13 protein-coding genes are annotated in these 11,940 nt (G+C 69.3%); 8 read left to right on the top strand and 5 right to left on the bottom strand.

Annotation, left to right across the window (positions count from 1 at the left end; translation table 11 throughout):
* Window positions 1-126: 126 nt before the first annotated feature.
* Window positions 127-609: an OsmC family protein gene (locus AB0J16_RS40080; protein ID WP_358549924.1), complete on the top strand. Its 483-nt coding sequence runs from the start codon at window positions 127-129 to the stop codon at window positions 607-609.
* Window positions 610-614: 5 nt separating this feature from the next.
* On the opposite strand, the gene AB0J16_RS40075 is transcribed toward AB0J16_RS40080, so the two are convergent.
* Window positions 615-2,093 carry an Nramp family divalent metal transporter gene (locus AB0J16_RS40075; RefSeq protein WP_358549922.1) on the bottom strand — a complete coding sequence of 493 codons (1,479 nt, stop codon included), beginning with the start codon at window positions 2,091-2,093 and terminating at the stop codon, window positions 615-617.
* Window positions 2,094-2,195: 102 nt separating this feature from the next.
* Between AB0J16_RS40075 and AB0J16_RS40070 the strand changes: the two genes are divergently transcribed.
* Complete coding sequence (locus AB0J16_RS40070; RefSeq protein WP_214638874.1) at window positions 2,196-2,564, top strand: PH domain-containing protein; 369 nt, start codon at window positions 2,196-2,198, stop codon at window positions 2,562-2,564.
* 97 nt (window positions 2,565-2,661) lie between these two features.
* The gene (locus tag AB0J16_RS40065; RefSeq protein WP_358549920.1) at window positions 2,662-3,966 is read left to right on the top strand and encodes a hypothetical protein; all 1,305 of its coding nucleotides are present in this window, start codon (window positions 2,662-2,664) and stop codon (window positions 3,964-3,966) included.
* Between the two features lie 4 nt (window positions 3,967-3,970).
* Here the strand turns inward: AB0J16_RS40065 and glgA are convergent, their stop codons facing one another.
* Window positions 3,971-5,146, bottom strand: a complete 1,176-nt coding sequence (gene glgA / locus AB0J16_RS40060) for a glycogen synthase (protein WP_358549918.1) — start codon at window positions 5,144-5,146, stop codon at window positions 3,971-3,973.
* A gap of 153 nt (window positions 5,147-5,299) precedes the next feature.
* On the opposite strand from glgA, the gene glgC reads away from it, so the two are divergent.
* Window positions 5,300-6,535, top strand: coding sequence for a glucose-1-phosphate adenylyltransferase (gene glgC / locus AB0J16_RS40055; RefSeq protein ID WP_357951489.1), 1,236 nt, complete (start codon window positions 5,300-5,302; stop codon window positions 6,533-6,535).
* Window positions 6,536-6,556: 21 nt separating this feature from the next.
* Here glgC and AB0J16_RS40050 read toward each other — a convergent pair whose 3' ends face one another.
* Both AB0J16_RS40050 and AB0J16_RS40045 read right to left on the bottom strand, forming a co-directional pair.
* Window positions 6,557-6,919, bottom strand: a complete 363-nt coding sequence (locus AB0J16_RS40050; protein WP_358549916.1) for a TetR-like C-terminal domain-containing protein — start codon at window positions 6,917-6,919, stop codon at window positions 6,557-6,559.
* Window positions 6,916-7,113 carry a TetR family transcriptional regulator gene (locus tag AB0J16_RS40045; RefSeq protein WP_358549914.1) on the bottom strand — a complete coding sequence of 66 codons (198 nt, stop codon included), beginning with the start codon at window positions 7,111-7,113 and terminating at the stop codon, window positions 6,916-6,918. Before AB0J16_RS40045 ends, AB0J16_RS40050 begins: the two co-directional genes overlap by 4 nt.
* Window positions 7,114-7,201: 88 nt before the next feature.
* On the opposite strand from AB0J16_RS40045, the gene AB0J16_RS40040 reads away from it, so the two are divergent.
* The 3 genes from AB0J16_RS40040 (at window position 7,202) to AB0J16_RS40030 (ending at window position 9,062) form a co-directional block, all read left to right on the top strand.
* Complete coding sequence (locus AB0J16_RS40040) at window positions 7,202-7,813, top strand: VC0807 family protein (RefSeq protein WP_358549912.1); 612 nt, start codon at window positions 7,202-7,204, stop codon at window positions 7,811-7,813.
* 216 nt (window positions 7,814-8,029) lie between these two features.
* Window positions 8,030-8,695 carry a hypothetical protein gene (locus AB0J16_RS40035; RefSeq protein ID WP_358549910.1) on the top strand — a complete coding sequence of 222 codons (666 nt, stop codon included), beginning with the start codon at window positions 8,030-8,032 and terminating at the stop codon, window positions 8,693-8,695.
* A gap of 88 nt (window positions 8,696-8,783) precedes the next feature.
* Window positions 8,784-9,062 carry a hypothetical protein gene (locus AB0J16_RS40030; protein WP_358549908.1) on the top strand — a complete coding sequence of 93 codons (279 nt, stop codon included), beginning with the start codon at window positions 8,784-8,786 and terminating at the stop codon, window positions 9,060-9,062.
* Here the strand turns inward: AB0J16_RS40030 and AB0J16_RS40025 are convergent.
* Entirely contained in the window at window positions 9,049-10,980 is a 1,932-nt protein-coding gene (locus AB0J16_RS40025) for a DUF5107 domain-containing protein (protein WP_358549906.1), read from the bottom strand. The genes AB0J16_RS40030 and AB0J16_RS40025 overlap by 14 nt on opposite strands.
* Window positions 10,981-11,077: 97 nt before the next feature.
* Between AB0J16_RS40025 and AB0J16_RS40020 the strand changes: the two genes are divergently transcribed.
* Window positions 11,078-11,863 (top strand): DeoR/GlpR family DNA-binding transcription regulator, encoded by a 786-nt coding sequence (locus AB0J16_RS40020; RefSeq protein ID WP_358549904.1) that lies wholly within the window; start codon window positions 11,078-11,080, stop codon window positions 11,861-11,863.
* The last annotated feature ends 77 nt before the right edge of the window (window positions 11,864-11,940 follow it).

Below are 11,940 nucleotides of genomic sequence, written 5' to 3'. Positions count from 1 at the left end.
CGGACTGTCGTACGGCGGGGCGGACGGTCCGCCATATCCGCCCGGACGCGGCGCACCGCCGCCGCGCCCTTCGGATACGGCGGGGCGGACGGTCCGCCTGGGACGTGAGTGACAGATGATGAACCCATGAGCAGCGAACACCACTACCGCGTCACCGTCACCTGGACCGGCAACCTCGGTGAGGGCACCTCCGGCTACCGGTCCTACGGCCGCGACCACGAGGTGGCCGCCGAGGGCAAACCCGCCCTGCCCGGCTCGGCCGACCCCGGCTTCCGTGGCGACTCGGCTCGCTGGAACCCGGAGGAGCTGCTGGTGGCGTCGCTGTCGCAGTGCCACATGCTGTGGTATCTCCACCTGTGCTCGGTCAACGGCATCGTCGTGACCTCCTACGTCGACGAGCCGGAGGGCACCATGGTCGTGGACGCCGGCACCGGCGGCGGCCGCTTTTCCGAGGTCACCCTGCGCCCCACGGTCATGATCACCACGCCGAGCCTGCACGCCAAGGCCCTGGAGCTGCACGCCGAGGCCAACAAGCTCTGCTTCATCGCCAACTCCACGAACTTCCCGATCCACCACGAGCCAAGGATCCTCGACTGCCTGAAGGGGTAGCCGCCCTAGAACGTGACGAGCGGATCGCCGATGAAGTCGGCGATGAAGTTGACGAAGAAGAAGCCGAAGAACAGGAAGTTCAGGATCAGGATCGCATAGTGCCACGGCCGGGGGCGGGCGGGACGGGGCAGCCTGCTGTTCAGGTACATCAGCAGGAACGGGTAGATGAGCGCGCCCAGGTTCGACATGTTGGCCGACCACTCCACCAGCCCGACCGGCAGCGAGAAGTGGATGATGACCGAGATGATCACTAACAGCACGATCATGAACGGGTAGTAGAAGCGGCGCGGGTCGCCCTCGATCAGCCCGCGCAGCCGGGGGCTGGTGGCGTGCGCCGCGTCCGTGGTCACCCGGACCATGGCCTCGAAGATGCCCAGCTGGGTGGAGAACAGGATCAGCACTCCCAGCACCAGCGCCACGTAGAACAGCGCCCGGCCGTACTCGTCGCCGAGCACCCCCGCCACGAACGTCGGCACGTCCGCCCGCGTCGGCTTCTGGCCCGACAGGGTGACCGCCTGCGACATGAGCAGCGTCGGCAGCAGCATGCCGAGGATGGCACCGACGAAGAAGACACCCCACATGTCGGTGAGCAGCAGCCGGTACCACCTGCGCCACAGCCCCCGGTTGAGGTCGTCGTCGGGGAAGGTGACGCCGCTGGCCAGGATCTCGCGCCGCTCGCCGCGCATCCCCGACAGGAACCCCCCGCGATAGCCCATGCCGTAACCCTTGTCGCGGTAGTGGCCCATCACGTACCAGTTCAGGCCGGAGGCCAGGGCGGTGAAGCCGGCCAGGCCGCCGAGCTGGGTCGCGGTGATGCCCGCGGGCGGCGCGGCCGGGGTGACGAAGCCACGGATGCCCTCCCACCACTGGCTCCACGGCACGATGAGCAGGTCGACGGCGAGCAAGGCGAGGAGGATGGTGCCGACCATCACCCAGTTGGCCAGCTCCAGCGCCCGGCTGATCCGCTTGGCGAACGCGGTGATCAGGAAGACCAGCACCAACAGCGCGATGGCCCACAGCCGCGGCTCCTCGGCGTCCGCGGGCGCGACCACGCCGTGGACGAGCGCGTAGACGCCCTGGCCGGCCGAGGCGGCCCACCCTCCCGCGATGAAGGCGAAGATCACCACGAGTACGGACAGCGGAACCCACAGCTTCCAGCCCGGCGGCACCCGGCCCCAGCCGACGACCGGGGTCTCCCCGGTGGCGAGGACGTAGCGGGAGCACTCGACGTTGTAGAACGTCTGGAGGAGGGCGGAGACCAGAATCACCCAGCCGACGCCGACGAAGCCGTACTGCCCCACGTTCAGCGGCCCGAGCAACCACTCGCCGCTTCCGATCGAGATGCCGAGGGCGATCAGGCTGGGCCCGATCGCGTACTTGACCAGCTCTTTCGGGCCGATCCTGGAGACCTTGAACACCTCTTCCGGTGTCGGAAGGTCTGTGACGTTGAGATCTGGGCGGCTTACTCCGAGTGGATGCGACATGTCAGGCCTCCTGTGCGTTCAGGGTGATCCAGAACCCCATCGGCTACAAGACCCAATCGGCGCTTGCGGAACGCTGTCGCTTGCCCTGTTCGTTGCCCAGACATGGCTGACATCCCCTATGACAGGAAAGAACAGCTCAAGCAGATAGAGAGCGGGCTGATGCCGGGCGAGCAGATCATCGCGGTGTACGACGCCATCGGCGCCGGGACGGGGTTCCTCGGGCTGACCGATCGGCGGGTCATCGTGCAGGACAAGTCGTTCGTCGGCAAGCGCGTCGCGATCACCAGCATCCCCTACAGCAAGATCTCCGCGGTGAGCGTGGTGAGCAACAAGTCGTTCGCCGGCGGGTTCTTCTCCTCGGGCGCGATCGCCATTCACGTCGGGACGCACACGTACGAGGTCGACTTCCGCGGCGACAACAAGGCGCACCACGTACATAACGTGATCTTGCATCACATATCGCGAACGTAACCGATTTCGTAAGGGGCGCGGCGGCCCGGACTGGCCTATCCTGCGAAAATCACGAGGCCTGCGAAAAGCAGGGGGTCACGCGAAGGGGGCGGGCTGGGTGAGCCGAGTCGCACGCGCCTGTACGGCGGGCCTGGCAGTGCTGGCGCTCGCCGCCTGCACCTCCACCCCGCCGACGGCGACCGAGGCGCCGGGCACGGGCGCCGCCACCACCACGCGTCCCGGCACGGCGACCCCAAGTACCTCGGCTCCCAGCACGTCGATCTCGCCGGTGCCGGTGCCCGGAGGCGGGCGGCCCGCGCTCCCCGCCAAGCCCGCCGCCTGCGCCCAGCCACCGGCCGACACCGACGACATCCGCGCCACGAAGGCCGCCTCCGGCTGGCGCGTCGTGTCCACCGGCGAGGGGTACGGCAAGCTGCACGACCTCGCCGTGGGGCGCGACGGCGCCGTCTGGGCCACCCACCTCACCCAGCGCTTGACGGCCGAGTCCGTGGAGACGGCCTTCGCGGGCCTGCGGCGGTGGGACGGCAAGGGGTGGACGTCGTACCCGCTGCCGAGCGTTCAGGTGACCGCGCTCAGCGCGACCTCGGCCGCCAACGCGTGGGTGTTCGGCCTGGCGGACGGCAGAACCGGGCTCGTCGGCGCCTTCCAGAACGACACATGGGCGGCGCGGCGGCTCACCGGCCGGCTCGGCGACACCTTCGGCGCGGGCGGCACCGCGGCGCGTGGCGCGTGGGCGGTCAGCGGCACGTCGGCGCTGTGGTGGACCGGCTCGACCTGGCAGCACCACGACCTCCCGGCCCCGGCCGGCGCGGTGGGCGGCGGCAGCGGGAGCGGCGGCGGTTCGGGGAACAGCGGCGGCGGCAAGCGCGGCGGCGACGTGTGGACGGTCAGCGGTCCGCTGATCGACCAGGGACCGGCCGCCCGCTGGGACGGCGAGGCGTGGCAGCGGGTCGACCTGCCCGTGCTCGGGGCGCCGGACAAGGCGGAGTCCCCGCGCGTCCGGCTCAACGACGTCGTGGTGCTCGGCCCGGCCGACGTGTGGGTGGTCGGCGGGGTGTCATGGCTGGTGCCCGGCGAGTTCACCAAGGACAACGAGCCGCTGGAGCGCTCCCGCCCGGTCGCCCTGCACTGGGACGGCGGCGAGTGGCGATGCCGGTGGGGCGCGCTGGGGCCGACGTTCACCCAGGCCGAGCCGGACGGCCTGGACGGGATGTGGGTGCTCGACTCGACGGGGTCGCGGCTGCTGCACTTCAGCCGCGAACGCTGGACGTCGCAGACCGTAGACGGCACGATCAACGCCCTCGCCCAGCGCCCCGGCACGAGCCAGGTCTACGCGGCCGGCTCCTCCGACCCCGAGAAGGACCTGACCCGCGCCATACTCTGGCGGATCAGCCTCGGCTGAATCCTCAGGTCAGTGAGGTGTAGAGCTCCATGGTCCGGTGCGCGATGCGTTCCCACGAGAAGTGCTCGACGGCCCTGGCCCGCCCGGCCACCCCCATCGCCGCGGCCCGCGCCGGATCCCCCAGCAGCGCGTTGACCCGCTCGGCGAAGTCGGCGGCGAACCGCTCCGGATCGTGCGGCGTCCCATCGATCCCCTGGTCGATCGGCACCAGCAGCCCGGTCTCGCCGCCGGCCACCACCTCGGGAATGCCGCCGGTCGCCGTCGCCACCACGGCCGTCTCGCAGGCCATCGCCTCCAGGTTCACGATCCCCATCGGCTCGTACACCGACGGGCACACGAACACCGACGCGTGCGTGAGCAGCTGGATCACCTCCGGCTTGGGCAGCATCTCGGAGATCCAGATGACCCCGTCGCGCTCCCGGCCGAGCTCCCGCACCAGGCTCGTCACCTCGGCCTCGATCTCCGGCGTGTCGGGCGCGCCCGCGCAGAGCACGATCTGCGCGCCGGCGTCGAAGGTCCGTGCCGCGTGCAGGAGGTGGACCAGCCCCTTCTGCCGGGTGATGCGCCCGACGAAGATGACGTACGGCCGCGCCGGGTCGACGCCGTGCTTCTTCAGCACGTCGTCGCCCCGGTCGGGGGCGTATTGGGCGGTGTCGATGCCGTTGTGGATGACGCTCACCCGCTCGTGCGGGATCTCGGGATAGGCGAGGAGTACGTCGCGCCGCATTCCCTCCGAGACCGCGATGACCGCGTCGGCACCGGCCAGTGCGGTCCGCTCCGCCCAGGAGGAGACGGTGTAGCCGCCGCCCAGTTGCTCGGCCTTCCACGGCCGGAGCGGCTCCAGGCTGTGGGTGGTGACGACGTGCGGGATGCCGTGCAGCATCTTGGCGACGTGCCCGGCGAAGTTCGCGTACCAGGTGTGGGAGTGGACCACCCCGGCGCCCGCGCACGCGGCGGCCATCTCCAGATCGACCCCGAGCACCTGCAGGGCCGCGTTGGCGTCCGCGAGCCCGGCGGGCACGGGGTAGGCGGAGACGCCCGGCTCGTCGCGTGCGGCCCCGAAACACCGCACCCGGACGTCGGCCAGCCGCCGCAGCTCTCTGGCCAGATATTCCATGTGCACCCCGGCACCGCCGTACACATCCGGCGGGTACTCCCGGGTGAGCAGATCAACGCGCATGACACGACCTTACGATCCATCGGGCCGCCGGGCACAGCCAGACAAGCCGTAGCGGCGGGCTGTGGGACGCCATCTTCCATGAGCTCCAGGCACGAACTACGTTCGGTGGGCGTTTCGTCGATAGATCGGCATTTTGAGGGTAGCGTCACGGATATGAGGTCCAGGAGGGTTCTTGCGGTCGTACTGGCAGGTGGAGAGGGAAAGCGGCTCATGCCGCTCACGGCGGATCGCGCCAAACCGGCCGTTCCGTTCGGCGGAATGTATCGGCTCATCGACTTCGTGCTGTCCAACCTCGCCAACGGCGGATACCTGCAGATCGTCGTACTGACCCAGTACAAGAATCACAGTCTCGACCGCCACATCTCGCGTACGTGGCGGCTGACGGCGATGCTCGGCAACTACGTGACCCCGGTGCCCGCCCAGCAGCGGCTCGGCCCGCGGTGGTTCTCCGGCTCGGCCGACGCGCTGTTCCAGAACCTGAACCTGATCTACGACGAGATGCCCGAGCACGTGATCGTGTTCGGCGCCGACCACATCTACCGTATGGACCCGCGGCAGATGGTCGAGCAGCACGAGGACTCCGGCGCGGACGTGACGGTGGCGGCGATCCGGCAGCCGCTGTCGCTGGCCGACCAGTTCGGCGTCATCGAGACCGATCCGCAGGGGCGGCGGATCGTCGCGTTCCGGGAGAAGCCGAAGGACGCGGTGGGGCTCGCCGACTCCCCCGACGAGGTGTACGCCTCGATGGGCAACTACGTCTTCAAGACCCAGGCGATGATCGACGCGCTGCGGGAGGACGCCCTCGACCCCACGAGCAAGCACGACCTGGGCGGCAACATCATCCCGATGCTCGTCAAGTCCGGCGGGGCGGACGTCTACGACTTCGCGAACAACGTGGTGCCGGGTTCGAGCGAGCGCGACCGCGGCTACTGGCGCGACGTGGGCACGCTCGACGCCTACTACGAGGCGCACATGGACCTCATCTCGGCGCACCCGATCTTCAACCTCTACAACGACAAGTGGCCGATCCACACCGGCCACGACCCGCTGCCGCCGGCCAAGTTCGTGCACAACGACGGCGACCGGGTGGGCCGGGCGATCGACTCCCTGGTGTCCCCGGGCGTCATCGTGTCCGGCGGCACGGCGAACAGGTCGATCCTGTCGCCCAGGGTCGTGCTGCACTCGCACTCGCTGGTCGAGGACTCGGTGCTGATGGAGAACGTCAAGGTCGGCAGGGGCGCGATCGTCCGCAAGGCGATCATCGACAAGAACGTGGTGATCCCCGACGGCGCGCGGATCGGCTTCGACCTGGACTACGACCGCACCCGCTTCGCGCTGACCAGGGGCGGGATCGTGGTCATCGGCAAGAACGAGATCGTCGACCGCTGACCCTCACCGGGACCGCTACCTTCACCGGGGCAGGCTGAGCAACCGGTCGACCAGCGTCCTGGCGTGGCCGGCGCCGACCGGACGGTTGAAGAAGATCGCGTGGTAGTAGAGCGGCGCGATCACCACCTCCATCAGCTCCAGCAGCGTCGGCGGGCTCTCGCCGCGCGCCGCCGCCCGCTCCAGCATGCCCTGGAGCTGCACGGCCCGGTCCGTCAAGTACGGCTGGTCGTCGTCCGGGACGCGAGTGCCGACCTGGGCGGCCCTGACGTAAAGAGGCCCCAGCGGCCCCGCCACGTCCGCCGCGACCTGGACGGCGTAGGCCTCCAGGTCGCCGCGCATGCCCGTGTCGGGCACCGGTGACCCCTGCGAAAGCCGCTCGGTCACCACGTCGTCGATATGAGCGCGCCGAGCGTGCCCCAGCGCCGGTAGAGGGTCGCCTGGTGCACCCCGGAGCGTTCCGCCACCCGGGCGAGGCTCAGGCTGTCCCAATCCTCCTTCCTCAGCAGGTCGAGGACGGCTTCATGCACCGCCGTGCGGACTCTCGCGCTGCGGCCGCCCGGCCTGCGTACTGGTTCCATGCAACCCAACTTAACGCGAATTCTCTTGCGTTAACGCTCTCGCCGTGGTTACCCTGAAGCGAAAATATTCGCATTAAGGAGTCTTCGCATGAACCGCTCCGTGCTCAAGGTGGCGCTGTGGGACGTGCTCCCCTGCGTCGTCGCCTGCTACCTGCTGCGCGCGCTGAACGTGGGCGAGTACGCCGCCCTGCTCTCGGCCACGGCCGTCGGCCTCCTGCGCACCGCCTATGTCGGCGTCAGAGAACGCCGCCTGGACGGATACGCGGCGTTCATGTGCCTGATCTTCGGCCTCGGCCTGGTCCTGTCCTTCGCCACCGGGGACGAGCGCCTCATGCTGGCGGTCAAGTCGATCACCACGGCCGTCATCGCCGCCATCCTCGTCGCCACCTGCGTGACGGGGCGCCCCGCCGCCTTCCCCTTAGCCAAACGCTTCGGCGCCGGGGACGCCACCACCTCCGCCCGCTGGGACGCTCTCTATCTGACCGAGCCCGCGTTCCGCCGCGTCTACTACGTCATGACCCTGACCTGGGCGGCGGCCTTCCTCATCGAGTCGGCGATCCGGCTCCCGCTCATCTATCTGCTGCCGGTGGACGTGATGGCCGGCCTGTCGACGGCGCTACTGCTCGGCACCCTCGCGCTCATCGCGGCCTGGAGCGCCTGGTACGGCAAGCGCGGCGAGGCGGTCTTTTCCGCAAGTTGACCAAAGCTTGATCACGCACTGTACATGACTGATACCGTTCCGTGACATGCCTCCCCTGCGCATGACACACTCAATGCGCTCTTCCGCAACCGTCCGGCATTCGCCGTCGAGATCCTCCGGGATGTCTTCGACGTCGATCTGCCCCCGGACGTACTGATAGAGGTCGCCGGAAACGACTTCAATGACCGCCCGTCCCTGGACTTCCAGGCAGACACGGTGATCACCGTAGGGCCGCGCCAGGACCCGATCTTCGGGGTCATCGTCGAGATCCAGCAGGACACCAAGGAACACAAACGCACAGCCTGGGCCCGCTATGCGGCTGCGCTTTGGCTGCAGCTGAAATGTCCGGTAGTAGTGCTGGCCCTCTGCCCCGACACCCGGGTCGCGACGTGGGCGGCGGAGCCGATCGTCACCAGCCTGCCCGGCTTCGTCCTCCAGCCCCAAGCCTTCGGGCCGGACCAAGTCCCCGCTATCACCGATCACGTCCAAGCCGCGGACTGCCTCGAACTCGCCGCCATGTCCGTGATGATGCACGGTCAGCAGCGAACCGTGACAGAGGCCTACATGACGGCCCTGAACAAGCTCCCCGACGGTGACTCTCTGCAGCACTATGAATACGCATACAGACTGGCTTCGCTCGCCACCCGGCGCATTATGGAGGAGATCATGTCGCTTGACCTTTGGCCCCTACAGAGCCCCATCCTCCGAGGGCTTGTCAGCAAAGGCGAAGCTACCGCACTGATCAAGATCCTCAAAGCGCGCGCCATCAGCGTCCCCCAGGACGCCCACGACCGCATTGCCGAATGCAAAGACCCCGACCAAATGGAAGAGTGGATCGTCCGAGCAGCCAGCGCGGCATCCATCGACGACGTCTTCAGATGAGCTCTGCCTTACACCGCTTAACACCGCATACGCTTCCGCCGGGCCTCGATCGGGGCCCGGCGCCTATTTCAGGAATCTTATGTCGTCCATGGAATGGCCGGTATACAGCCCCTTCGCCAAAGCGCACTTCAGCAGAGGATACGTCGAAGGTTACATCGACGGGATTGTCGGAAATCATGATGAACGCCTGATCAAAGCCATGGCCGAGGCTGTGGTCAAAGTGCTCGACATACACGAGATCACCGTCCATCAAGACGTCCGCGACCGCATCACCCAATGCACAGACCACGACCAGCTGACTCAATGGATAAACCGCGCCTGCACCGCGAAAACCCTCGACGAGATCTTCGCCCCTAATACTGCTTGACGCTGTAGTCATACCGGCAGGGCAGCGGATTCTCCGCCCGCACCCGCGCCCGCCCCGTCGGATTGAGCCGTTCGTGATAGTCCCACCACAGCTCGTCCAGCGTGTCCTCCCCCTCCCGCAGGTCGTCCACCACCAGCCCCGTCTCCAGCACCCGCCCGGCCCGGCCGACATCGCCCGTGTCCAGGGCCGCGCGGCACTCCAGGAGGCGGATCCGGCCGTGCCAGCGGTCCTTCGGGCCGAGTTTGTCGATCAGGACCAGGGCTTCGTCCGGGCGGCCGGCGGCGAGCAGGGCGGCGAGGGTCTCGATGGTGAGGGGGCGCAGCCGCGGCGACAGCGCGTGCGCCCGCTCGTACAGGTCGGCGGCGCGCGACGGGGCGAGGACGGCCAGGTTCCGCAGGGCCCACGCGTTCTCGGCGCATGCCAGGGAGCGTTCCCAGGCGGCCCGTGCACCGTCGTGGTCGCCGTCGTGATAGAGGTTCACGCCCAGGTGGAGCAGGGTGAACCAGGTGCCGCCCGACTCCTCGACCGACTTCTCCAGCAGCGTGCGCCACTCGGGGCCGACGGTGTAGGAGGACGGCGGCAGGGCGGGGGCGGGTGTGGGAATCGAGCCCTTGCGCACCAGGGCGAGCCACGACTGCTGGTCGCGTCCGATCGTCCAGTCGGCGAACGGCGTGCCGGGCAGGTTGAGCGCCCGGCTGCGCCGCTTGGCCAGGGCCCGGCGCTCCAGCGCGCCCCAGCCGCTGCCGACGTGCAGGACCTCCACGGGCACCGCCGAGGCCAGCTCTACGGCCTGCTCGTGCGCGGCTTGGAGGCGGTCGCGGGAGATCAGCCGGTCCACGGCCCGGCTCACGTGGCCGAGCGCCTCGGGCCAGGGGCCGTGGGATCGCGCGGGGTCGGCCTGGAGCAGGCCGTACGCCTCGGTCCAGGACAGGGCGGAGCGGGCGGGCAGGCGTACGTGCTCCAGCTGGGTGCGGGTCAGGCCCGCCTGGATCTCCAGGTACGGCCGGTCGGGGCCGGACAGCCAGTCCTGCCAGTTGCGGCCCGCCGCGCCGGTGCCCCAGCGGAAGTGCTTGCGGCCGCGCAGCAGGTCGGTGGAGACCTGCGCGAGCCCGCCGCCGTCCGCGTCGAGGGCGGCGATCCAGCGGCGTTCGCCGCGCGGCAGCTCGTAGAAGAAGTCGGCGGCCTGCTCGTTGCGGGCCGGGTAGGACTGGTCGGCCTCGCGCCAGCGCGGCACCGGCACCCGGCGCAGCATCCCGTCATAGGAGAAGTGGTACGCCTGGCGCGCCGGCGCCAGCACCCGGCTGCCCGGCGTCTGCGGCACCGCCGCGTTCGACCACCAGTAGACGGGGGCATCCACCGCCGAAGGGTTATAAATGCGGACGTGTACGAGAAGCACCGGGGAGCCGGGCGGCAGGTGGACATCGAGCTGGTAGACCAGCCGCCGCATCCGTTCCCACTCGTACATCCGCAGCACCGGCACCCCGTCGGGCCCCGCCACCCGGACGGCGTGGACCGGCGCGCAGGCCAGCGCGGTGTGCCCGAAGGTGCCGAGGTTCCACTCCACTCCCCCCGCGAACCACGCGTTGCGCAGCCCGAGGTTGGCCAGCTGCAGGTGGGGCGGCTTGTGCAGGAGCTCGCGCCCGGTCGGCAGGTGCACCAGCGAGCGCAGCCGCCCGCCGTACTCCAGCAGGAACTCCGCGCGCAGCAGCTCGTTCTCCAGCACCGCCGTCTTCAGCTCCCGCTCCTCCCGCTCGCGGCCGTAGCCGTCCTGGAAGGTGTACGGCAGGAGCGATTCGGCGTGCCCATAAGCCAGCTGGGCCGCCATCTCGGCGTCGGCGGCGGCCGTCCTCAGCCCGCCACGCGGATCGGGGAGCGTGCGCAGCGGCGGCAGCGGGTTCTCCGGACCCAGCGGGGACACGGGGAGCACGACTGTGGATGTCCGTAGCATTTGGCGAGTATTTTCCCATAAAACCGACAGATAAGAGCTTCAGCCGGGTTTCGGGCATGATTAGACGGTGAACCGGTACGAACGCTGGAACATGCTGTTAGAGCTCGTCGCCGAGGCCGGCCGCCTGAACGTGTCGGAGACGGCGCGCAAGCTCGGCGTGTCCGCGGCCACGATCAGGCGCGACTTCGACGAACTCGCCGACCAGCAGTTGCTGACCAGGACCAGGGGCGGCGTCATCGCGCACAGCGTCTCCTACGACCTGCCGCAGCGCTACAAGGTCGCCCAGCACGCGCCGGACAACCAGCGCATCGCCGCCGCCGCGGCGGCCCTGGTGCCGGTGGGGGCGACGGTCGGGCTCAACGGCGGCACCACGACGACGGAGGTGGCCAGGGTGCTGGCCAACCGCCCCGACCCGCCCTCCGGCCGCCGCGGCCCGGCGTTCACCGTGGTGACCAACGCCCTGAACATCGCCCACGAGCTGGCCGTGCGGCCGCATCTGCACGTGCTCACCACGGGCGGCTCCGCCCGCGCCGAATCGTACGAGCTGGTGGGCCCGGTGGCGACGGGCATGCTGGCCGACGTCGCGCTCGACGTGGTGGTGCTGGGCGTCGACGCGCTCGACGTCAAGCACGGCGCCAGCGCCCATGGCGAGGGCGAGGCCGCCGTCAACCGGCTGATGGCCACCAAGGCCCGCCAGGTGATCGTGGTGGCCGAAGGCTCGAAGCTGGGCCGCCGGGCGTTCGCCCTGGTCTGCCCGCTGAGCAGGATCAACGTCCTGGTGACGGACTCCACGGCCGCGCCGGAGCTGACCGCCGGATTCGCGGACGCCGGCATCCGGGTCATCCGGGTCTAGGACCCGCGTTTGATCGTTTCCAATGCTCCGGCGGACCCTCACCGCTAGGCTTCCCGCTCTGTGCTTGACACCAGGAA

The sequence above is a fragment of the Nonomuraea sp. NPDC049750 genome, from assembly GCF_040659625.1.
Taxonomy (GTDB): Bacteria; Actinomycetota; Actinomycetes; order Streptosporangiales; family Streptosporangiaceae; genus Nonomuraea.
This window is presented reverse-complemented; position numbering and strand designations above follow the sequence as displayed.